This window comes from Pantoea eucrina (genome assembly GCF_001691555.1).
Taxonomy (GTDB): domain Bacteria; phylum Pseudomonadota; class Gammaproteobacteria; order Enterobacterales; family Enterobacteriaceae; genus Pantoea; species Pantoea borealis.
On sequence record NZ_MAYN01000007.1, the window covers coordinates 1 to 21,078 of the forward strand.

Below are 21,078 nucleotides of genomic sequence, written 5' to 3' on the forward strand. Positions count from 1 at the left end.
GGATAACAGAATTTGCCTGGCGGCCACAGCGCGGCGGTCCCACCTGACCCCATGCCGAACTCAGAAGTGAAACGCCGTAGCGCCGATGGTAGTGTGGGGTCTCCCCATGCGAGAGTAGGGAACTGCCAGGCATCCAATTAAAGCGTGCTGATATGGCTCAGTTGGTAGAGCGCACCCTTGGTAAGGGTGAGGTCCCCAGTTCGACTCTGGGTATCAGCACCAGTTTTAAAAAAAGCATGAGTTCGGGTAAAAGAATTTGCCTGGCGGCACTAGCGCGGTGGTCCCACCTGACCCCATGCCGAACTCAGAAGTGAAACACCGTAGCGCCGATGGTAGTGTGGGGTCTCCCCATGCGAGAGTAGGGAACTGCCAGGCACCAAACACAGAAGCCCTGAACGAAAGTTCAGGGCTTTTTTGTTTTTGCCGGACAGGATGAAAACGCGCAGCCAGAAAAAAGCCCCTGCTGCATGGCAGGGGCAGAGCTAAGAGCGCTGAGATCAGTGAATAACCTGCGACAGAAACGCGCGGGTACGCTCTGAACGCGGATTAGCAAAGAACTCCTCTGGCGGCGCCATCTCCACGATCTCCCCCCGATCCATAAAGATCACCCGGTCAGCGACCGTACGTGCGAACCCCATTTCATGCGTCACACACAGCATGGTCATGCCATCTTCTGCGAGGCCAATCATGGTATCCAGCACCTCTTTCACCATCTCCGGATCAAGGGCTGAAGTCGGCTCGTCAAACAGCATAATTTTGGGCTTCATACAGAGCGAACGGGCTATTGCCACGCGCTGCTGCTGGCCGCCAGAGAGCTGTCCCGGAAACTTATGAGCATGTTCAGCAATGCGCACCCGCTCGAGGTAGTGCATCGCCAGCGCTTCCGCCTCCTTCTTCGGCATCTTTCTTACCCAGATGGGGGCCAGCGTACAGTTTTGCAGAACGGTAAGATGCGGAAACAGATTAAAGTGCTGAAACACCATACCCACTTCCGTGCGTACCCGTTCAATATTGCGCACGTCATCATTAAGATGGATACCGTCAACGACGATACGTCCCTGCTGATGCTCTTCCAGATGGTTGATACAGCGAATAGTGGTCGACTTTCCTGAACCTGACGGGCCGCAGAGTACAATACGTTCACGCGGTTTAACCTGCAGATTAATATCCTTAAGCACGTGAAACTGTCCGTACCATTTGTTCACGTTTTCGAGCGTAATCATCATAGCGTTAGCCGCCGTCGTTATTGTGGATGTCATAGTAAACCTCAGTGCGCTTTACGCCCGGTGTGAAAACGCTTCTCCAGATACTGGCTGTAGCGCGACATGCTAAAACAGAAAATCCAGTAGACCAGTGCAGCAAAAACATAGCCTTCCGTGGACATGCCCAGCCATGCAGGATCGACCGTGGCCTGCTGCACGCTGCTGAACAGATCAAACAGGCCGATAATGATCACCAGGCTGGTATCTTTGAACAGGGCGATAATGGTATTAACCAGTCCCGGGATAGTGAGCTTCAGCGCCTGCGGCAGGATCACCAGCCCCTGCGTTCTCCAGTAGCCCAGCGCCAGCGACTCAGCCGCTTCATACTGACCTTTAGGCAGCGCCTGCAGGCCGCCGCGCACCACTTCCGCTACATAGGCAGACTGGAACAGAATCACACCCACCAGCGCACGAACCAGTTTGTCGATCGTCGTACCTTCCGCCATAAACAGCGGCAGCATGACAGAGGACATAAACAGCACGGTGATCAGCGGTACGCCGCGCCAGAACTCGATAAAAATAACGGACAGCGTCCGCACCACCGGCAGATTTGAGCGTCGGCCCAGCGCCAGCAGAATACCCAGCGGCAGGGCGCCGGCGATCCCAACGGAGGCGATAATCAGCGTCAGTGTCAGGCCGCCCCACTGGCGGGTTTCCACGCGCTCCAGACCAAAATAGCCGCCATAAAGCAGCAGCCAGACCGTAACCGGATAGAGCACTGCCCAGCAGGCAAGATAGCGACCACGACGCGGCATGGCGCGGATAAAGAGGGGAATAACTGACACTAAACCGATAACCAGCGCCAGATTGATACGCCAGCGCAGTTCATGCGGATAGAGTCCATACATAAACTGACCAAAGCGTGCATGGATAAACACCCAGCAGGCACCCGCTTTGGTACAGTCGGCACGGGTTTCGCCCAGCCAGTTTGCCTGAAATATCAGCCAGTTCAGTGCCGGGGGAATAACATTCCAGATGAGCCACAGACTGATCAGCGTAAGCAGCGTGTTCAGCCAGCCGGAGAAGAGATTTTTACGCGCCCAGCTCCAGCTCTTCTGCAGCAGATTACTGCTTACCGGCGGCGTTTCATGCGTTGTCACAGACATAGTGTTTCGTTCTCTTAACGCTCAACCAGCGCAATTTTGCGGTTATAGAGATTCATCAGCAGGGAAATCGTCAGGCTGATGATGAGATAAACCGCCATGGTGATCGCAATGGTTTCTATTGCCTGGCCGGTCTGATTAAGCACCGTACCGGCAAACAGCGACACCATATCGGGGTAGCCGATAGCGGCTGCCAGCGACGAGTTCTTGACCACGTTTAAATACTGGCTGGTCAGCGGAGGAATAATGACGCGCATTGCCTGCGGAATAATGACCTGACGCAGCGTCACAGGGTTCGGCAATCCCAGCGAGCGCGCCGCTTCACTCTGGCCATGCGGTACAGACTGAATACCGGCGCGGATCACCTCAGCAATAAATGAAGAGGTATAGATCGAGAGCGCCAGCGTTAGCGCGGCCAGCTCCGGGATCATCGCGAAGCCACCGCGAAAATTGAATCCGCGTAGCTCAGGCACATCCCAGTGCACGCCCGCTCCGAACAGGCTGTGGGCAATCAGCGGCAGCAGCACAATGAGCCCGGCGGCGGCGGGCCAGGTGCGACGCAGCTGACCGGTTTTCAGCTGATGTTTACGATTAAAGCGAAACAGCGCCAGGCTGGCGATAATGCCTGACGCCAGCGCAACCAGAAATGGCAGTGTACCGGGCGCATACTGTGGCCATGGAATATACAGGCCACGATTACTGACAAAGGCGAGGTCAAAGGCGTTCAGTGCCTGACGCGGGCCGGGCAGATTACGCAGTACGGCAAAGTACCAGAAGAAAATCTGCAGCAGGGGGGGAATATTACGGAACGTCTCAATATAAATGGCAGAGAGCTTACGCAGCAGCCAGTTATCAGACAGTCGCGCCAGGCCTACCGCAAAGCCAAGCAGTGATGCAAAGACGATGCAAAGCGCGGAGACCAGCAGGGTATTGGTCAGCCCGACCATAAAGACCCGGGCGTAGGTGTCTCCTTCGGTGTAGTCAATCAGATGCTGAACAATACCAAAACCGGCACTGCGCTCCAGAAAGCCAAAACCTGACGTAATGCCACGGTTGGCCAGATTGATGATGGTGTTGTGGATTAAATATCCCACCACCGCCACTACCGCAATAATCGCGACGAACTGATAAAGCCAGGCGCGAACCGCAGGGTTACCGAATGAAAAATCCCTTTTCACGGTTGGGCGTTGCGACATGTTGAAACCTCAATGATAGATACGCGTGGGCACCGCAGGACGCGGTGCCCGACTGGCACAGCCGTAAATCAGCGCACTGGCGGTGCGTACTGAATGCCGCCCTGGTTCCAGAGCGCATTCTGTCCGCGTGCGATTTTCAGCGCGCTGTCTTTCCCGACATTGCGGTCAAAAATTTCCTGATAGTTACCCACCTGCTTGATGATGTTATAAGCCCACTTATTATCAAGTTTCAGGTCTTTACCAAAGTCGCCTTCTGCGCCCAGCAGATGCGCCATATCAGGCGTGGTGGGTTTTGCTGCCATCTGATCGACATTCTTTGAGCTGATACCCATCTCTTCAGCATTCAGCATGGCAAACAGTGACCACTTAACAATCGTAAACCAGTCGTCGTCACCGCGACGCACCAGTGGCCCAAGCGGCTCTTTGGAGATCACTTCCGGCAGCACGATAAATTCGTCAGGTTTGCCAAGTTTGATGCGCAGCGCATAGAGCTGGGACTGATCGGAGGAGAGCGTATCGCAGCGGCCGCTATCGAGCGCTTTGGCTGACTCATCGGAGCGGTCAAAGGTCACCGGGGTGTACTGCATTTTATTCGCTTTAAAATAGTCGGCGACATTCAGCTCGGTATCAGTACCTGCCTGGATGCAGACCGTCGCGCCATCCAGCTCTTTGGCACTTTTCAGTCCCGCTTTCTTATGCGTCAGAAAACCGATGCCGTCATAGTAGTTTACGCCGGCAAACAGAAAGCCCATGCCGCCGTCGCGCGAAGAGGTCCAGGTAGTGTTACGCGACAGGATGTCGACTTCACCCGACTGCAGCGCCGTAAAGCGCTCTTTAGCCGTCAGCGGGGTATATTTAACTTTGCCGGCATCGCCAAACACGGCAGCAGCGGCGGCACGGCAGACATCCACATCAATACCGGTGAATTTGCCGCTGGCATCTGCGTATGAGAAACCCGGCAGTCCGTCACTGATACCACACTGTACAAAACCTTTCTTTTTAATTGCGTCCAGCGTGGCACCTGCATGCGCCTGCTGCGTCGCGCTCAGCAGTGTGGCAGCAGCGATCAGGGTAGAGAGCATCATCTTTTTCATAAAGCATCCTGTGTGGCAGTTCGTCTGTTGTTATTGTGGTGTGCACTTTGTAGTGCACTACTGTCTGTCGGTGGCAGCGTGCCATCCTGCCTGTTGCAAAGCTGATGCCAGTTTTGCAGCGGGCTGAATTCTTCAGGAAAGAGCGTCAGAAAAGGGCAGGAAGTAACGTGCGGTTACTATCGCGCACCAAAAGGCGGCATGACGAGTCGCCGCGATCACAAATAGTGCAAATAGTTTCACTATTGGAGCGCAGTGTGAGCTACCGCTCATTAGTCAGGGTTGCTGGCGTTAATACCTGCGAACACCGCAGCGGTACAGGTTACTGCCAGGTTGCACGCAGGCCGCTGCCGAATTAAGCAGAGGAGGGCACAGGAAAAATGACGCAGGGGATTGCAACAATAGTTACCATACAGACGGTAACTGTTTCACGTGAAGTGATAAGCGGGAAAACGATCCAAACAAAAACGCCAGCCCGAAGGCTGGCGTTATCGCAGCAGCGAACAATCAGTTCATGCCGTATTTTTTCAGCTTCTTACGCAGAGTACCACGGTTGATACCCATCATCAGGGCTGCACGGGTCTGGTTGCCACGGGTATACTGCATCACCATGTCCAACAGAGGCTGCTCGACTTCAGCCAGTACCAGCTCATACAGATCACTAACATCCTGACCATTCAGTTGAGCAAAATAGTTCTTCAGTGCCTGTTTAACCGAATCACGCAGTGGCTTTTGGGTCACCTGATCCTGTGAGTTAACGGTAGAAACGGTCAGTACGTCAGAATTTACGCGTTGTTCGAACATAGTTCTTTCAGCTCTTTATTTCGTTTACGCAAGATTTTCGAAGTATGCCTCCAACGCCTCCAGCTGTTCGCTGGCATCCTCAATGGCGTTGAATGTGCGCCGAAACTGGTCGTCAGGGGCACTTTCCTGCAAATACCAGGAAACGTGTTTTCGGGCAATACGGTATCCCTTGCGCTGACCGTAAAAGTCGTGCAGCTCCCGTATATGTCCAATCAGCATTTGCTTCACCTCTGCCAGCGGCTTCGGTGCAAGCAGCTCCCCTGTGTCCAGATAATGCTGGATTTCCCGGAAGATCCACGGTCTTCCCTGAGCAGCACGTCCTACCATCAGAGCATCTGCTCCGGTGTAGTCGAGCACTGCCCTGGCTTTATGCGGGTCAGTTATGTCCCCATTCGCGATAATCGGAATGGAAACGCTCTGCTTAACTGTCCGAATGCTGTCATATTCAGCCTGCCCCTCAAACAAACAGGCGCGGGTGCGTCCATGAATGGTGAGAGCCTGAATGCCACAACGTTCAGCCAATTGGGCAATCTCTGTACAATTACGATTTTCTTTGTCCCAGCCAGTGCGAATCTTCAGCGTAACCGGCACGTCCACTGCGTTGACCACCGCCCGGAGAATCGATTCTACCAGTTGCGGATGCTGCAGCAGTGCAGAGCCAGCCATCTTACGATTCACTTTTTTAGCCGGACAGCCCATATTGATATCAATAACCTGCGCGCCAGACGCAACATTAATTCGCGCGGCAGCAGCCATCTCATCGGGATCGCAGCCAGCAATTTGCACGGCACGAATGCCGGGCTCGTCACTATGCACCATGCGCAGCCGGGATTTGTCACTGGCCCAGACTTCCGGGTTAGATGACAGCATCTCGGAGACAGTCATACCGGCACCGTTCTCGTAACAGAGTGTGCGAAATGGCTTATCGGTTACTCCGGCCATAGGCGCAGCAATGAGGCGATTACGTAGCTGGTGGTGTCCAATGCGCATGAAAAAAGAAGTGACCCTAACTGTTCGCAAGGCGGCGTATATTACGCATTTTTTCCGGAAGATGAAAGGCCAAACTTTGAACAACAACCCCTTAACATCATAGTGCTTTCACTGTGCAACCTGATGCTCTCTGGATAGTTGTTAAAAATCATATATTTATTAATTTACGGCGAAATTGTGAACAAACGTTTTTCTGAATTTATACGACAAATCACGATATAAAAGCCGCAATTTTGACAGATTAACCACAGAATTAACGGCCTTTTGCGCAAATTTAATACAAAACCATTCTCTCCGGATGCAGGGCGTGCACAGCACGATACTGCGCCCTGATAAACCCCAGACCCGCGCTTGCGGGCCCGGGAGTAAAATTAGCGCAGACGCCCGGTAATACGACACCACTCCTCTTTCTCCGCAACCGGATCAAGCGCGAAGCGCTCAGCGTAAGCTTCACAGACGCTTTCTGCCTGGCTGGCCAGTACGCCAGACAGGCCGAGATAGCCGCCCGCTTTTGGCAGAACGCCAATCAGCGGTGCCAGTTCACGCAGCGGGCCCGCCAGGATATTGGCGACCACGACATCAGCCTGCAGATTTTCAGGCTGCTGATGTGGCAGATAGAGCGACAGACGGTCTGCTACGCCGTTGCGTTCAGCGTTATCGCGGCTGGCCTGAATAGCCTGTGGATCGATATCGATCCCGATCGCCTGGGCAGCACCCAGCTTCAGCGCAGCGATCGCCAGAATGCCGGAACCGCAGCCAAAGTCGATCACCGTTTTGCCCTGCAGATCGAGACCATCCAGCCAGCTCAGGCAGAGTGAAGTCGTAGGATGCGTGCCGGTGCCAAAGGCCAGACCGGGATCGAGCATGACGTTGACCGCATCCGGATCGGGGACATCACGCCAGCTTGGACAGATCCACAGACGTTCACCAAAGCGCATTGGATGGAAGTTGTCCATCCATTCGCGCTCCCAGTCTTTATCTTCGATCTGCTCGATCTTGTAGTGAAATGACGATCCCGGCACCGGCTGCAGACGCAGTGCGGCCACGACTTCATCCATATCACTCTCTGCGTCAAACAGACCGATGACGTCAGTATCACCCCACAACCGGGTTTCACCCGGCAGCGGTTCATACACCGGATTATCGTGCGTATCCTGAAAGGTCACCGAGACGGCACCGACTTCCATCAGGGCATCGCTCAGTGGCTCAGCCTGTTCTCCGGTGCTGTTAATCTTGATTTGAATCCATGGCATAGCGTTTCTCTTTATTTCAGTGCAGCGTCGTGCGTCTCAGACGCGCTGCCAAACAGGTTACCTGCCAGAAAAGCGAGCAGGCTCAGGGTTAGCGAGGGAACAATAGGGTGGAATCCCCACCATTCAATCTTCAGACTGGCGAGCAGCGTGTAGCTTACGGCGCCTGCCAGCATACCGCTGATAGCCCCGGCGGCGTTGGCGCGCTCCCAGTAGAGACCCAGCACCAGCGGCCACAGGAATACCGCTTCCAGCCCGCCAAATGCCAGCAAATTAAGCCAGATAATCATATCCGGCGGATTCCAGGCCGCCAGCAGCAGCAGGATACCCAGCACAAAGGTAATCGTGCCGGAGAGCATACGCAGGCGCGCTTCATTTTCACTCTGCCGGGGCGCAATACGCAGATAGAGATCTTTGATCAGCGTAGCGGATGCCTGCAGGAGCTGCGCGTTAATGGTCGACATAATGGCCGCCATCGGTGCAGCGAGAAAAATGCCGGCTGCCATCGGGGGCAGTACGGTAATCATCAGCGTCGGGATCACCTGATCAGGTATGGTCAGGTCGGGCAACACCGCGCGTCCCAGTGCGCCAGCCAGATGCATACCCAGCATCAGGAGCACCACTACGATAGTGCCAAGTATGATCCCGCGGTGCATCGCTTTGCTGTCCCGATAGGAGATACAGCGTACGGCCGTATGCGGCAAACCGATTACGCCAAAGCAGACCAGCACAGCGAATGAGCTCAGGAAGGCTGGCGTAATCACGTTGCCCACCCCTTCCGGTGACACCAGCTGCGGATCAATAGTGCGCAGCGTGCTGACCGCGTGACTCAACCCGCCGGCATGATGAATAACGGCAAACAGCAGCAGAAACGTGCCTGCCAGCATCACCAGCCCCTGCATCGCATCATTCAGCACGCTGGCGCGAAAGCCACCGAAAGCCGTATAGAGCGCGATAGTGCCGCCAAAAATCAGTAAGCCCGTATCGTAAGGAATACCCGCAGCTGTCTCCAGCAGGCGAGCGCCGCCGATAAACTGCACGGTCATGGCGCCGATAAAAGCCACCAGCAGGCTGATACTGGCCAGCCAGATCAGCAGCGGACTGCGGTAACGGCCATAAAGCATATCGTTAAGCGTTACTGCGTTATAACGCCGGGCCAGAATGGCAAATTTTTTTCCCAGCACGCCCAGCGAAAGCCAGACGGCAGGCACCTGAATCATGGCCAGCAGTACCCAGCCCAGACCATATTTATAGGCGGCACCGGGACCGCCTATAAATGAGCTGGCGCTGATGTAGGTTGTGGTCAGCGTCATTGCCAGCACAAAGCCGCCCATGGAACGGCTGCCGAGAAAATATTCGGTCAGAAAAGTGCCCTGGCGCTGTTTGCGCATGGCGATCACTGACAAAACGGCAATCAGAACCAGATAAGCCAGCAGCGGCAGCAGAATTTCACTTTCCATTACTGTCCTCCAGTGACATGTCGCGGAAAATGACGCGAACCATCAGCGTGCAGAGGACAATAAACAGTAGCGGTGCAAATATGCAGGAGAGTTCAAACCAGCGGGGCAGGCCAGATATTCCGCTTTGCGTTCCGCCAAGCCAGGCAGACAGGGCCCACACCAGCAGATACGCGAGAGAGAGACCCAGTGACCAGCGAGCCTCTCTGTTCGCTTGTAAAAAACGCCCATCCATCAGGTAACCTCACAGGCGATAACAATAAAAAAGGCCGGATTAACCGGCCTCTGTCGTGCTCTGCGCTGCAATTACTTCTCGTGCAGGCCGAGTTTCTTCTCCAGATAGTGGATGTTGGTGCCACCCTGCTGGAAGTTTTCGTCAGACATGATTTTCATCTGCAGCTCGACGTTGGTTTTGATGCCGTCGATGATCAGCTCAGCCAGCGCATTTTTCATGCGGGCGATCGCGACTTCACGGGTTTCGCCGTAAGTAATGAGTTTGCCGATCATGGAATCGTAGTACGGCGGCACGGTGTAGCCAGCGTAGATATGCGATTCCCAGCGAACACCAAAGCCACCCGGCGCGTGGAAGCGCGTAATTTTACCCGGGCTTGGCAGGAAGGTATTGGGATCTTCAGCGTTGATACGGCATTCCACCGCATGACCACGCACAATCACATCTTCCTGTTTGATCGACAGCGGCTGACCGGCAGCAATACGCAGCTGCTCTTTGATAAGGTCAACGCCGGTGATCATTTCGGTAACCGGATGTTCAACCTGAATACGGGTGTTCATCTCAATGAAATAGAACTCGCCGTTTTCATACAGGAATTCAAAAGTACCGGCACCGCGATAGCCAATTTCCACACAGGCGTTGGAGCAGCGCTCGCCAATGAAGCGACGCAGTTCCGGCGTGATGCCTGGCGCTGGCGCCTCTTCCACCACTTTCTGGTGGCGACGCTGCATAGAGCAGTCGCGCTCTGCCAGATAGATGGCGTTGCCCTGACCGTCGGCCAGTACCTGAATTTCGATATGACGTGGGTTTTCGAGGAATTTCTCCATATAGACCATGTCGTTATTGAAAGCTGCTTTTGCTTCCGCCTTCGTCATGCCAATGGATTGCTCAAGATCTTTTTCATGGCGCACAACGCGCATACCGCGTCCGCCGCCGCCGCCAGAAGCTTTAATGATAACCGGATAGCCGATGCGCTTCGCGATAGCGCGGTTCTTATCCATATCATCAGTCAGCGAGCCGTCTGAACCCGGAACGGTAGGAACGCCCGCTTTTTTCATCGCGGTAATAGCGGACACTTTGTCACCCATCAGGCGGATAGTATCCGCTTTCGGTCCGACAAAGATAAAGCCTGAACGCTCAACCTGCTCAGCAAAATCGGCATTCTCAGAGAGAAAGCCGTAGCCCGGGTGAATCGCAATTGCGCCAGTGATTTCAGCAGCAGAAATCAGAGCCGGAATATTCAGGTAACTTTTGACCGACTGCGCCGGGCCGATGCAGACAGTTTCATCTGCCAGCAGCACGTGCTTAAGGTCGCGATCTGCCGTGGAGTGAACCGCTACGGTCTTGATGCCCAGCTCTTTGCAGGCACGCAGAATGCGCAGCGCGATTTCACCACGGTTAGCAATGACAATTTTATCCAGCATGCTTCGCCTCGTTATTCGATGACGACCAGCGGCTCGTCAAATTCAACCGGCTGGCCGCTTTCTACCAGGATCGCCTTCACAACGCCGGATTTGTCGGCTTCGATCTGGTTCATCATTTTCATCGCTTCAACGATGCACAGGGTATCGCCAGCGTTCACTTTCTGACCCACTTCCACAAACGCTTTTGCGTCCGGGCTTGGGGTGCGGTAGAAGGTGCCGACCATCGGTGAGCGAACAATGTGTCCGCTGACTTCAGGCTTCGCGGCTTCAGCCGGAGCGGCAGCAACCGGTGCAACGGCAGCTGCCAGTGCAGGCTGCGGAGCAGGTACAGCATAAGCCTGCTGCATCATAGGATAACCGACATTGGCAGGTGAACGGCTGATGCGAACTGACTCTTCGCCTTCAGAGATTTCCAGCTCAGCAATGCCGGACTCTTCAACCAGTTCGATCAGTTTCTTAATTTTACGAATATCCATGAGTGTGGTTCCGTACTCTGTTTAATTGGAATGTGACAGGCGTTTTATCGCCGTTTGTAAAGCCCACGCGTACCCATCCGCGCCAAGTCCACAAATGACGCCGGCAGATACATCGGAAAGATAGGAGTGGTGCCGGAACGGCTCGCGTGCATGCACGTTAGAGAGATGCACCTCGATAAAAGGTATGCTAACCGCCAGCAGAGCATCACGCAGCGCAACGCTGGTATGCGTGAACGCAGCCGGATTGATGATGATGTAATCCACATCGCTGCGCGCGGCGTGAATACGATCGATCAGCTCATATTCTGCGTTTGATTGCAGATGACTCAATTTCACATGGTGCTGGCCGGCCTGTTGCGCCAAATCGCTGACGATATCAGCCAGTGTGGCGTGACCATACTTGTCAGGCTCGCGCGTTCCCAGCAAATTCAGGTTGGGACCGTTCAACAACAGTATGTGAAATTTATGCGCCATCTTGCGGCTATCTCCTGCAATCATTAGGGCATCGCGTAAAATACCGCGACATCCTTCATTTGTCACCCTTGAGAGTGAAAAAGAAGGGTTTGCTTGCAATAAAGCCGGGCATTATATCCGTTTCGGGACAATTCGCAGCAAAATACTGGTCTTATCTGCGAAGTTGATCCGGTGCGGCCCGAAGGCCACACGTTTTAACAGAAAGCGGGGGGAGAAAACAACCTCAGAGAAATCAGCGGCTAAAGCCCTTGCGTAACTTTTTGTAGCGCCACGCCAGCAGCAGCAGCGCCGCCAGCGCATAGAGCAATGGTTGCGGTGACAGCACTTTAACTGACCAGAGATAGTGGACAGGAGCGAGGATCGCCACCAGGTAGATAGCGTTATGCAGCGTTTGCCAGCGTCTGCCCAGTTTGCGCTGTGCGCGCTGAAACGAGGTGATCGCCAGCGCAAACAGGATCACCCAACTGAGCAGACCCAGCAGCAGATAGGGGCGGGCGAAAATTTCACTGCCGAGCAGACGCAGATGCGTGAAGCCCAGCTCCAGCAGCCAGTAGCTGATCAGATGCAGCGTAGCCCAGGCAAAGCACCAGAGCCCCAGCATCCGGCGGGTGCGGATCAGCAGTGGCTGTTTCAGATAGCGCGTCAGCGGACTGACCAGCAGCGTCGCCAGCAGCAGCTTCAGCGCCATTCTGCCGGTAAAGTGCTGAATATCTTTTGCCGGATCGGCGCTCAGCCAGCCCTGAGCAGCAGAAAGGACCAGATAGACGAGCGGCAGCAGCGCGGCCAGGTGCAGCGCCACTTTGAGCCAGGTAACCTGTCGCAGGGTCAGGCGCATTTAAAAATTCTCCCGCAGATCGAGCCCGCGATAGAGTGACGCTACCTCACGTGCATAACCGTTAAACAGCAGCGTAGGCTGTCGCTCAACGTTGAGCAGGCCGCCCGCGCCGATAAAGCGCTCTGTCGCCTGTGACCAGCGCGGATGATCGACGTGCGGATTCACATTGGCGTAAAACCCATATTCGCTGGCGGCAATCTGGCTCCAGGTGGTCGGCGGCTGTTCAGCGGTCAGCGTGATTTTTACAATCGATTTAATGCCTTTAAAGCCATATTTCCACGGCACCGTCAGGCGTATCGGGGCACCATTCTGCGGCGGCAACGCTTTACCATAGACACCGGTGCTGAGCAGCGTCAGCGGATGCATCGCTTCATCCAGCCGCAGGCCTTCAACATAGGGATAATCCAGTCCGCCACCAATAAAGCGATCTTTCTGGCCCGGCATCTGCTCAGGATCGTAGAGCGTCTGAAACGCCACATAGCGTGCTTTGCTGGTGGGTTCTGCCAGCTTCAGCAGCTTGCTGAGTTCAAAGCCAACCCAGGGCACAACCATTGACCACGCTTCGACGCAGCGCATACGGTAGATACGCTGCTCCATGGCAAAGCGTTTAAATATGTCATCCATATCCAGCGTTACAGGCCTGGCAACTTCGCCATCAATACGCAGCTGCCAGGGCTCAGTCTTCAGCGAGCCGGCGTTAGCAGCGGGATCGGCTTTATCCAGACCAAACTCATAAAAGTTGTTGTAGCCGGCCACTTTATCGTAAGGCGTTAACGGTAAATCTGCCTGCCACTGCGCAGGTTTTGTGAACGTCAAATCGCGTCCGGCCGGTGCCGGCGGACGATCGTTCCCTTTAAACCAGCTCAGAATGTCTGCCCGGGCGCTGCCCGGCAGCGTTGCGGCAGCAGCGCCAATGCCCAGCGCCTTCAGCACCTGACGCCGGCGCAGCGCAAAGATGTTTTCCGGGGTGACATCAGCTTCAGTGAGAGTGTGCTTGAACTTCATGGTGTTCTCCGGCAGGTAAGCAGTGATCATTAAGATGAGTAAACCGCATCGGCGATGCCACTTTGCCGGGGAAAATATGAAATTTCCTGGCAGACATCCTCTGTTGAGAATAGGACGAAAAAGCCAGTCCGGCGGTCAGGTACGATGACTTTACCGTTATACTCGCGCGACAGCGTGATCGCCGGAGTAATGGCGCTGATTCAGACCGCTATTTATGGTACTTTGCTCAGGTTTGCGTCAGCTGAATGATGCACAGGGCGGCCGCCCGTTTATAACCGCAGTGGTACAGGCACAGGGATGCGATTAACAACGAAGTTTTCTGCGTTTATTACATTATTAAGCTTACTGGCAATGTTACTGATGCTGGTAGGCTGCGCTTTTAGTTTTATCTGGCTGTCGCAGGAGCGCGTTGAAAGCCGTATCGATACGCTGGCAACCGAAGTTGATAAGGCGCTGATGACTCAGTCTCCGCAGGAGGTTGAACAGTGGCTGACGCGGCTGATGCCGGTAATCAACGCTGAGCAGGTTGAGCTGCGCAATGATGACGGCGAAATATTTCGCCTTACCCGCCATGAAAATCCCATGCTGGAAGATGAACCTAACCGGTTTATTCAGTTTGAGCTGCCGCTGGTGCACGCACCCGAGATGCAGCTGCGTGTCGTGGTGCTCGATCCGGCAAAAACCTGGTTTCGCTCCTTTACCGGTGCCTACACGCTGGTGGTATTGCTGAGCGTGGTTGCCATTATGGTGGCGCTGCTGGCAATGACGCATCACTGGCTCAATCGCCGCTGGCGCAATATGGATCGGCTGGAGGCGCGCGCCGGACGCATCATAGCCGGCGAGCGCATCGCTCGCGTCCCGGGCACCACTGAATGGCCCGCCAAAGCCAGCCGCGCGCTGGATACGCTGCTCAGCGATCTCCAGGAGGCGGGGGAACAGCGTCTGAGAATCGATACGCTTATCCGCACGTTTGCTGCGCAGGATGCGCGTACGGGCCTCAATAACCGGCTCTTTTTTGATAATCAGCTGGCCACGCTGCTGGAAGATCAGGAGGATGTCGGCACGCATGGCGTGGTGATGATGATCCGCCTGCCTGACTTTGACAACCTGCACGAAATCATCGGTCCGACGCTGGCTGAAGAGTACCTGTTTGATATCATCAATATGTTTTCCACCTTTGTGCTGCGCTATCCGGGAGCGCTGCTGGCACGCTATTTTCGCAGTGATTTTGCCGTGCTGCTGCCGCACCGGACGCTGAAAGAGGCGAACAGCATTGCCGAGCAGCTCATCAATGCGGTGGACTCTCTGCCGCCGATGCGCAGGGTGGATCGGGATGATTTAATTCATATCGGCATCAACGCCTGGTGTAGCGGACAGAGCGTACTGCAGGTGATGGAGAGCGTAGAGCTGGCCACGCGGCGCGCCGTGCTGCAGGGGGGGAATACCTGGTCCGTGGGCGAGGGTAATCCGCTGGATATGGGCCGTGGCAGCGTGCGCTGGCGTACGCTGCTGGAGAATACGCTCAACCGCGGTGGTCCCCGCCTGTATCAAAAGCCTGCGGTGCTGATGGATGGCAAAGTCCACCACCGGGAGATGCTGGCGCGCATCTTTGACGGTGATAAAGAAGTGGTGGCCGCCGAATTTATGCCGCTGGTCATGCAGCTGGGGCTGACTGACAGCTGGGATCGCCAGCTGGTGACGCGCATTGCCGCGCTGACAGAAGTGTGGCCCGATGAGACGCTGGCGCTGCCGGTAAGCATTGATTCACTGTTACAGCGCCCGTTCCAGCGCTGGCTGCAAAAATTACTGCTGCAGTGTAATAAATCTCAGCGGCGGCGATTTTTATTTGAACTTGCCGAGGCGGATGTGTGTCAACACATCAATCGTTTGCTGCCGGTCTTTCACATGCTTACCACGTTTGGCTGCCGTATCGCAGTCGATCAGGCGGGAATGACGGTGGTCAGCAGCGCTTATATTCGCCAGCTTCCTGTTGATGTGATCAAGCTGGATCCGGGGCTGGTACGTAATATCGATCGCCGCACAGAGAATCAGCTTTTTGTGCAGAGCCTGCTGGAAGTGTGTAAATCAACCTCCAGCTATGTTTTTGCTGCCGGCGTGCGTACCCGGGCTGAATGGCAGACTCTGACTGCGCTTGGGGTGTCAGGCGGGCAGGGTGACCTGTTTGCACCTTCACAGCCGGTTAACAGTAATGTTAAAAAACATTCGCAACGTTACCGTATTTAATGTTCTGGCATGGATTTTCCCGCCAATCCATGTTTTTCTGGCTTTATACTGCGGAGGCGGGCAGAACAAAGGGCATGAAATGTTAAATTTTATGTCGGTAACCCCGCTGCGCGTCCGCACAATTTGCGTTAAAGAGGGCGGTTTAACGCCATCTGGCGCTGCCAGTGGCGGACAGTACCGGCCGGAAAAATTATACGGTCTATTTTTTCACCGTAGCCGAACGTTTTTGCGCCTTGTAGCGGCTTCGTGTGGTTGGTAAAGTAAGCGGATTTTATTTTCCGCCCCCAGCTTGCAGGATTATCCCTTAGTATGTTTAAAAAATTTCGCGGCATGTTTTCCAATGACTTGTCCATTGACCTGGGTACTGCGAATACCCTGATTTATGTAAAAGGACAGGGCATCGTGCTGAACGAGCCTTCAGTGGTTGCTATCCGTCAGGACCGCGCCGGCTCCCCAAAGAGCGTAGCGGCTGTTGGTCATGACGCAAAGCAGATGCTTGGCCGTACGCCGGGCAACATTGCCGCTATCCGTCCGATGAAAGATGGCGTAATTGCTGACTTCTTTGTGACTGAGAAAATGCTCCAGCACTTTATCAAGCAGGTACATAGCAACAGCTTTATGCGCCCGAGTCCGCGCGTACTGGTGTGTGTACCGGTCGGCGCGACCCAGGTTGAGCGTCGCGCTATCCGTGAATCTGCGCAGGGAGCAGGCGCACGCGAAGTCTTCCTGATTGAAGAGCCAATGGCTGCGGCTATCGGTGCCGGCCTGCCGGTCTCTGAAGCAACCGGCTCCATGGTAGTGGATATTGGTGGCGGTACCACTGAAGTCGCCGTGATCTCCCTGAACGGGGTGGTCTACTCTTCTTCTGTACGTATTGGTGGCGATCGCTTTGATGAAGCTATCATCAATTACGTACGTCGCAATTACGGCTCACTGATTGGTGAAGCGACCGCAGAACGTATCAAGCATGAAATCGGTTCAGCCTATCCGGGCGACGAAGTACGTGAAATCGAAGTGCGTGGACGTAACCTTGCAGAAGGTGTGCCGCGTGGCTTTACGCTGAACTCAAATGAAATTCTTGAAGCGCTGCAGGAACCGCTGACCGGCATCGTCAGCGCGGTTATGGTTGCGCTGGAGCAGTGTCCGCCAGAACTCGCTTCTGATATCTCAGAACGTGGCATGGTGCTGACCGGCGGTGGCGCGCTGCTGCGCAATCTGGATCGCCTGCTGATGGAAGAGACGGGCATTCCGGTCGTGGTAGCGGAAGATCCACTGACCTGCGTAGCACGTGGCGGCGGTAAAGCGCTGGAGATGATCGACATGCATGGTGGCGATCTGTTCAGCGAGGAGTAATTCCTCACTGGCTGCGACCATGGTCATATTGCGCAGGGAATCGCGACAATACTCATCATAAACTGAATCGCACGCAGCGTGTATCGCTCTGGCCTGCCGTTGTGCAGCGTCAGAGCCGCAGCATTGCATCATGCAGCGGCGGTTCAGGCATAGGGTAAATGGCGCGGCTGCGTACGACGGCATAATGCGTCCAGCCCTGGAGGCGCGGGTCTGCGGACTGGTGCTTCTTCCCTGATGTCGAGGAATTCGCAGAATTTATGAAGCCGATTTTTAGCAGGGGACCTTCCCTGCAGTTGCGTCTCTTTCTGGCCGTTATTGTGGCAATCGCGATTATTATCGCCGACAGCCGCGTAAGTACTTTCTCCCGGATCCGCAACTATCTGGACACGTCAGTCAGCCCATTTTATTTTCTCGCCAACGGCCCGCGGCAGCTGCTTGACGGCGTGTCGGATACGCTGGCATCCCGTCAGCAGCTGGAGCTGGAGAATAAAGCGCTGCGCCGCGAGCTTTTCCTGAAAAACAGCGATCTGCTGATGCTGGGGCAATATAAGCAGGAAAACGCACGCCTGCGCGAGCTGCTCGGCTCGCCGCTGCGTCAGGATGAGCACAAGATGGTGACGCAGGTGATCTCAACCGGCACCGATCCCTATACCGATCAGGTGGTTATCGACAAGGGCAGCGTAAACGGCGTTTACGAAGGTCAGCCGGTTATCAGTGATAAAGGCGTTGTCGGGCAGGTGGTGGCAGTGGGTCAGCTGACCAGCCGTGTGCTGCTGATCTGCGATGCCTCGCATGCTCTGCCGATCCAGGTTCTGCGTAACGACATTCGTGTCATTGCCGCCGGTAACGGCTGCAGCGAAGATCTGCAGCTGGAGCATCTGCCAGGCAACACCGACATTCGCGTTGGCGATGTGCTGGTGACATCCGGCCTCGGCGGTCGGTTCCCGGAAGGCTATCCGGTCGGCGTGGTGTCATCCGTCAAGGTTGATACCCAGCGCGCCTATACGGTCATACAGGCCCATCCGACAGCCGGGCTGCAGCGCCTGCGCTATCTGCTGCTGCTGTGGGGAGCGGATAAAAATGGCGATATGCCGATGGCGCCGGATGAAGTACACCGCGTGGCGAACGAGCGCCTGATGCAGATGATGCCTCAGGTGCTGCCGCCGGCGGGTGAAATGGGGCCACCGGCGCCCGCGATGATGCAGCAGAATCAGCAGATGGGACCGCCATCCTCTGCGGCCAGCGGAAGTTCGCAGAGTGCTCCGGCGACCACGCGTGGGGGCCAGCCTTGAGCCGATATCGCAGTCAGGGACGATGGGTAATCTGGCTCTCTTTTCTGCTGGCCTTGATTCTGCAAATCATGCCATGGCCGGAGCAGTTCTACATGTTCCGGCCGTCGTGGTTGCTGCTTATTCTGATCTACTGGGTGCTGGCGCTGCCGCATCGGGTCAACGTCGGCACCGGGTTTTTTCTCGGTGCCGTTATGGATCTGATTGCCGGCTCCACGCTGGGCGTACGTGCGCTGGCTTTCAGTATCATCGCCTACCTGGTCGCCTTTAAATTCCAGCTGTTCCGCAACCTCGCATTGTGGCAGCAGGCGTTAATGGTTATGGTTCTTTCTCTGGCAGTAGATGTCATTGTTTTCTGGGCTGAATTCCTGGTCATAGACGTCTCATTCCGGCCAGAAATTTTCTGGAGTAGCGTGGTCGACGGCATTCTCTGGCCCTGGCTATTCTTATTGATGAGAAAGATCCGCCGGCAGTTTGCCGTTCAGTAAGGAACACAATGATTACCCTGTATCTGGCTTCCGGCTCGCCTCGCCGGCGCGAGCTGCTGACGCAGCTTGGGCTGCAATTTGAGCGTCTGCTCACCCACACCGAAGAGCAGCGTCAGCCTGATGAGGCGGCTGAACATTACGTTCGTCGTCTGGCGGCGGACAAAGCGCGCGCCGGTGTTGCCATCGCGCCCCGGGATCTGCCGGTGCTCGGCGCGGATACTATCGTAGTACTGAATGGCGACGTACTGGAGAAACCGCGCGACGCGGCACATGCCGCAGAGATGCTGGCCAGGCTCTCCGGACAGACCCATCAGGTGATGACCGCCGTGGCGCTGGCCGACAGCGAGACGCTGCTGGATTGTCTGGTGCTCACCGATGTGACCTTCCGCAATGTGACCGCTGATGAAATCGCGCACTATATTGCCAGCGGTGAACCGATGGATAAGGCGGGCGCCTATGGCATTCAGGGGCTGGGCGGCAATTTCGTACGCACGATTCATGGCAGCTACTACGCCGTGGTGGGACTACCGCTGGTGGAAACCACGGAGCTGCTGAGCCATTTTCAGTCGCTGCGTGCATTAAGGGGACAGAATGACGGCTGAACTGCTGGTAAATGTGACACCTTCGGAAACCCGCGTTGCCTATATTGATGGCGGCATTTTGCAGGAAATTCATATTGAGCGCGAAGCGCGGCGCGGCATTGTTGGCAACATCTACAAAGGCCGGGTCAGCCGCGTGCTGCCGGGTATGCAGGCTGCCTTTGTCGATATTGGCATGGATAAAGCTGCCTTTTTGCACGCCTCCGACATCATGCCGCACACGGAGTGTGTGGCCGGCGATGAAAAGAAAAATTTTGTCGTGCGCGACATCGCTGAGCTGGTACGTCAGGGGCAGGATCTGATGGTGCAGGTGGTGAAAGATCCGCTGGGCACCAAGGGCGCACGCCTCACCACTGATATCACGCTGCCGTCCCGCTATCTGGTTTTTATGCCCGGCGCATCCCACGTGGGCGTTTCACAGCGTATTGAGAGTGAAGCGGAGCGCGAGCGGCTGAAGGCAGTGGTTGCCGCCTACTGCGATGATTTGGGCGGTTTTATTATCCGCACCGCTGCAGAAGGCATTGGCGCTGAAGAGCTGGCGCAGGATGCGGCGTTTCTCAAACGCCTGTGGACAAAAGTCAGCGAGCGCAAAAAGCGTAACCAGACGCGCTGCCTCCTGTATGGCGAACTGGCGCTGGCGCAGCGTGTGCTGCGTGATTTTGCCGGTGCCGCGCTGGATCGTATCCGCGTGGATTCACGCCTGACCTGCGATCTGCTGGTGGAGTTCACCAGCGAATATATTCCCGAAATGGCGAGCAAGCTGGAGCATTACAGCGGCAAGCAGCCGATTTTCGATCTTTATGATGTCGAAAATGAAATTCAGCGCTCCCTGGAGCGCAAGGTAGAGCTTAAATCAGGTGGCTACCTGATTATTGACCAGACAGAGGCGATGACCACGGTAGATATTAATACCGGTGCGTTTGTTGGCCACCGCAACCTGGACGAAACCATCTTTAATACAAATATCGAAGCGACGCAGGCCATTGCCCGTCAGCTGCGGTTACGTAACCTTGGCGGCATTATCATTATCGACTTTATCGACATGAGTAATGACGATCATCGCCGGCGCGTGCTCCATTCGCTGGAGAGTGCGCTGAGTAAAGATCGGGTCAAAACCGGTATTCATGGCTTTTCCGCGCTGGGTCTGGTGGAAATGACCCGTAAAAGAACGCGCGAAAGTATTGAGCACGTGCTGTGTGCCGACTGCCCGGTATGTAAGGGACGCGGCTCGCTGAAAACCGTGGAGACGGTCTGCTATGAAATCATGCGCGAGATCGTACGTGTGCATCACGCCTATGACTCCGATCGCTTTCTGGTCTATGTCTCACCGGCGGTAGGCGAGGCGCTGAAAACGGATGAGTCGCATGCGCTGGCCGAAGTCGAAATCTTTGTCGGCAAACAGGTCAAAGTCCAGGTTGAACCGCTCTATACTCAGGAGCAGTTTGACGTCGTCATGATGTAAGGCCTGCGGCCAGACGTTATTATCCAGTGACCAGCAAGGAGAGA

At 55.3% G+C, this 21,078-nt stretch carries 20 protein-coding genes, 1 tRNA gene and 2 rRNA genes; 9 read left to right on the forward strand and 14 right to left on the reverse strand.

Annotated features, from left to right (window positions below):
- The first annotated feature begins 15 nt into the window (after positions 1 to 15).
- The 3 genes from rrf (BBA90_RS04110) to rrf (BBA90_RS04120) all read left to right on the forward strand — a co-directional run bounded on the left by rrf (BBA90_RS04110) (position 16) and on the right by rrf (BBA90_RS04120) (position 375).
- Positions 16 to 131 (forward strand): 5S ribosomal RNA (gene rrf, locus BBA90_RS04110).
- Positions 132 to 146: 15 nt separating this feature from the next.
- Positions 147 to 222, forward strand: a tRNA-Thr gene (locus BBA90_RS04115).
- A gap of 37 nt (positions 223 to 259) precedes the next feature.
- Positions 260 to 375 (forward strand): 5S ribosomal RNA (gene rrf / locus BBA90_RS04120).
- A gap of 122 nt (positions 376 to 497) precedes the next feature.
- Here rrf (BBA90_RS04120) and BBA90_RS04125 read toward each other — a convergent pair.
- The 14 genes from BBA90_RS04125 to msrP all read right to left on the reverse strand — a co-directional run bounded on the left by BBA90_RS04125 (position 498) and on the right by msrP (position 13,599).
- Positions 498 to 1,259, reverse strand: a complete 762-nt coding sequence (locus BBA90_RS04125; protein WP_065648054.1) for an amino acid ABC transporter ATP-binding protein — start codon at positions 1,257 to 1,259, stop codon at positions 498 to 500.
- Between the two features lie 8 nt (positions 1,260 to 1,267).
- Complete coding sequence (locus BBA90_RS04130) at positions 1,268 to 2,368, reverse strand: amino acid ABC transporter permease (protein ID WP_065648055.1); 1,101 nt, start codon at positions 2,366 to 2,368, stop codon at positions 1,268 to 1,270.
- A gap of 14 nt (positions 2,369 to 2,382) precedes the next feature.
- A complete protein-coding gene (locus BBA90_RS04135; RefSeq protein WP_065648056.1) occupies positions 2,383 to 3,561 on the reverse strand; it encodes an amino acid ABC transporter permease in 1,179 nt (392 codons plus the stop codon).
- Positions 3,562 to 3,629: 68 nt separating this feature from the next.
- Positions 3,630 to 4,655: an amino acid ABC transporter substrate-binding protein gene (locus tag BBA90_RS04140; protein ID WP_065648057.1), complete on the reverse strand. Its 1,026-nt coding sequence runs from the start codon at positions 4,653 to 4,655 to the stop codon at positions 3,630 to 3,632.
- Between the two features lie 504 nt (positions 4,656 to 5,159).
- Entirely contained in the window at positions 5,160 to 5,456 is a 297-nt protein-coding gene (gene fis / locus BBA90_RS04145) for a DNA-binding transcriptional regulator Fis (protein WP_003855228.1), read from the reverse strand.
- Positions 5,457 to 5,480: 24 nt separating this feature from the next.
- The gene (dusB, locus tag BBA90_RS04150) at positions 5,481 to 6,446 is read right to left on the reverse strand and encodes a tRNA dihydrouridine synthase DusB (RefSeq protein ID WP_039380734.1); all 966 of its coding nucleotides are present in this window, start codon (positions 6,444 to 6,446) and stop codon (positions 5,481 to 5,483) included.
- Positions 6,447 to 6,817: 371 nt separating this feature from the next.
- Positions 6,818 to 7,699, reverse strand: a complete 882-nt coding sequence (gene prmA / locus BBA90_RS04155) for a 50S ribosomal protein L11 methyltransferase (RefSeq protein WP_065648058.1) — start codon at positions 7,697 to 7,699, stop codon at positions 6,818 to 6,820.
- Between the two features lie 11 nt (positions 7,700 to 7,710).
- Entirely contained in the window at positions 7,711 to 9,156 is a 1,446-nt protein-coding gene (gene panF, locus BBA90_RS04160) for a sodium/pantothenate symporter (RefSeq protein ID WP_065648059.1), read from the reverse strand.
- Entirely contained in the window at positions 9,146 to 9,388 is a 243-nt protein-coding gene (locus tag BBA90_RS04165; protein ID WP_065648060.1) for a YhdT family protein, read from the reverse strand. Before BBA90_RS04165 ends, panF begins: the two co-directional genes overlap by 11 nt.
- Positions 9,389 to 9,459: 71 nt before the next feature.
- Positions 9,460 to 10,809 carry an acetyl-CoA carboxylase biotin carboxylase subunit gene (gene accC, locus BBA90_RS04170; protein WP_065648061.1) on the reverse strand — a complete coding sequence of 450 codons (1,350 nt, stop codon included), beginning with the start codon at positions 10,807 to 10,809 and terminating at the stop codon, positions 9,460 to 9,462.
- Between the two features lie 11 nt (positions 10,810 to 10,820).
- On the reverse strand, positions 10,821 to 11,285 hold the full coding sequence (accB, locus tag BBA90_RS04175) for an acetyl-CoA carboxylase biotin carboxyl carrier protein (RefSeq protein ID WP_065648062.1): 465 nt from the start codon (positions 11,283 to 11,285) through the stop codon (positions 10,821 to 10,823).
- 21 nt (positions 11,286 to 11,306) lie between these two features.
- Positions 11,307 to 11,759 (reverse strand): type II 3-dehydroquinate dehydratase, encoded by a 453-nt coding sequence (gene aroQ, locus BBA90_RS04180; protein ID WP_065648063.1) that lies wholly within the window; start codon positions 11,757 to 11,759, stop codon positions 11,307 to 11,309.
- 232 nt (positions 11,760 to 11,991) lie between these two features.
- The gene (gene msrQ / locus BBA90_RS04185) at positions 11,992 to 12,594 is read right to left on the reverse strand and encodes a protein-methionine-sulfoxide reductase heme-binding subunit MsrQ (protein WP_065648064.1); all 603 of its coding nucleotides are present in this window, start codon (positions 12,592 to 12,594) and stop codon (positions 11,992 to 11,994) included.
- Positions 12,595 to 13,599, reverse strand: a complete 1,005-nt coding sequence (gene msrP / locus BBA90_RS04190) for a protein-methionine-sulfoxide reductase catalytic subunit MsrP (protein ID WP_065648065.1) — start codon at positions 13,597 to 13,599, stop codon at positions 12,595 to 12,597.
- 297 nt (positions 13,600 to 13,896) lie between these two features.
- Between msrP and csrD the strand changes: the two genes are divergently transcribed.
- The 6 genes from csrD to rng all read left to right on the forward strand — a co-directional run bounded on the left by csrD (position 13,897) and on the right by rng (position 21,034).
- Entirely contained in the window at positions 13,897 to 15,843 is a 1,947-nt protein-coding gene (gene csrD / locus BBA90_RS04195) for an RNase E specificity factor CsrD (RefSeq protein WP_065648066.1), read from the forward strand.
- Between the two features lie 309 nt (positions 15,844 to 16,152).
- Positions 16,153 to 17,196 (forward strand): rod shape-determining protein MreB, encoded by a 1,044-nt coding sequence (mreB, locus tag BBA90_RS04200; RefSeq protein WP_003855260.1) that lies wholly within the window; start codon positions 16,153 to 16,155, stop codon positions 17,194 to 17,196.
- Positions 17,197 to 17,453: 257 nt separating this feature from the next.
- On the forward strand, positions 17,454 to 18,488 hold the full coding sequence (gene mreC, locus BBA90_RS04205) for a rod shape-determining protein MreC (protein ID WP_065648067.1): 1,035 nt from the start codon (positions 17,454 to 17,456) through the stop codon (positions 18,486 to 18,488).
- Positions 18,485 to 18,973, forward strand: coding sequence for a rod shape-determining protein MreD (mreD, locus tag BBA90_RS04210; RefSeq protein ID WP_039380697.1), 489 nt, complete (start codon positions 18,485 to 18,487; stop codon positions 18,971 to 18,973). Before mreC ends, mreD begins: the two co-directional genes overlap by 4 nt.
- An 8-nt stretch (positions 18,974 to 18,981) precedes the next feature.
- Positions 18,982 to 19,575 carry a Maf family protein gene (locus BBA90_RS04215; RefSeq protein WP_065648068.1) on the forward strand — a complete coding sequence of 198 codons (594 nt, stop codon included), beginning with the start codon at positions 18,982 to 18,984 and terminating at the stop codon, positions 19,573 to 19,575.
- Positions 19,565 to 21,034 (forward strand): ribonuclease G, encoded by a 1,470-nt coding sequence (gene rng / locus BBA90_RS04220; RefSeq protein ID WP_065648069.1) that lies wholly within the window; start codon positions 19,565 to 19,567, stop codon positions 21,032 to 21,034. The genes BBA90_RS04215 and rng overlap by 11 nt, the downstream gene beginning before the upstream one ends.
- The last annotated feature ends 44 nt before the right edge of the window (positions 21,035 to 21,078 follow it).

Coding starts and splice junctions, on each gene's coding strand:
- BBA90_RS04125 (WP_065648054.1), bottom strand. CDS start 1,259: ATGACATCCACAATAACGACGGCGGCTAACGCTATGATGATTACGCTC.
- BBA90_RS04130 (WP_065648055.1), bottom strand. CDS start 2,368: ATGTCTGTGACAACGCATGAAACGCCGCCGGTAAGCAGTAATCTGCTG.
- BBA90_RS04135 (WP_065648056.1), bottom strand. CDS start 3,561: ATGTCGCAACGCCCAACCGTGAAAAGGGATTTTTCATTCGGTAACCCT.
- BBA90_RS04140 (WP_065648057.1), bottom strand. CDS start 4,655: ATGAAAAAGATGATGCTCTCTACCCTGATCGCTGCTGCCACACTGCTG.
- fis (WP_003855228.1), bottom strand. CDS start 5,456: ATGTTCGAACAACGCGTAAATTCTGACGTACTGACCGTTTCTACCGTT.
- dusB (WP_039380734.1), bottom strand. CDS start 6,446: ATGCGCATTGGACACCACCAGCTACGTAATCGCCTCATTGCTGCGCCT.
- prmA (WP_065648058.1), bottom strand. CDS start 7,699: ATGCCATGGATTCAAATCAAGATTAACAGCACCGGAGAACAGGCTGAG.
- panF (WP_065648059.1), bottom strand. CDS start 9,156: ATGGAAAGTGAAATTCTGCTGCCGCTGCTGGCTTATCTGGTTCTGATT.
- BBA90_RS04165 (WP_065648060.1), bottom strand. CDS start 9,388: ATGGATGGGCGTTTTTTACAAGCGAACAGAGAGGCTCGCTGGTCACTG.
- accC (WP_065648061.1), bottom strand. CDS start 10,809: ATGCTGGATAAAATTGTCATTGCTAACCGTGGTGAAATCGCGCTGCGC.
- accB (WP_065648062.1), bottom strand. CDS start 11,285: ATGGATATTCGTAAAATTAAGAAACTGATCGAACTGGTTGAAGAGTCC.
- aroQ (WP_065648063.1), bottom strand. CDS start 11,759: ATGGCGCATAAATTTCACATACTGTTGTTGAACGGTCCCAACCTGAAT.
- msrQ (WP_065648064.1), bottom strand. CDS start 12,594: ATGCGCCTGACCCTGCGACAGGTTACCTGGCTCAAAGTGGCGCTGCAC.
- msrP (WP_065648065.1), bottom strand. CDS start 13,599: ATGAAGTTCAAGCACACTCTCACTGAAGCTGATGTCACCCCGGAAAAC.
- csrD (WP_065648066.1), top strand. CDS start 13,897: ATGCGATTAACAACGAAGTTTTCTGCGTTTATTACATTATTAAGCTTA.
- mreB (WP_003855260.1), top strand. CDS start 16,153: ATGTTTAAAAAATTTCGCGGCATGTTTTCCAATGACTTGTCCATTGAC.
- mreC (WP_065648067.1), top strand. CDS start 17,454: ATGAAGCCGATTTTTAGCAGGGGACCTTCCCTGCAGTTGCGTCTCTTT.
- BBA90_RS04215 (WP_065648068.1), top strand. CDS start 18,982: ATGATTACCCTGTATCTGGCTTCCGGCTCGCCTCGCCGGCGCGAGCTG.
- rng (WP_065648069.1), top strand. CDS start 19,565: ATGACGGCTGAACTGCTGGTAAATGTGACACCTTCGGAAACCCGCGTT.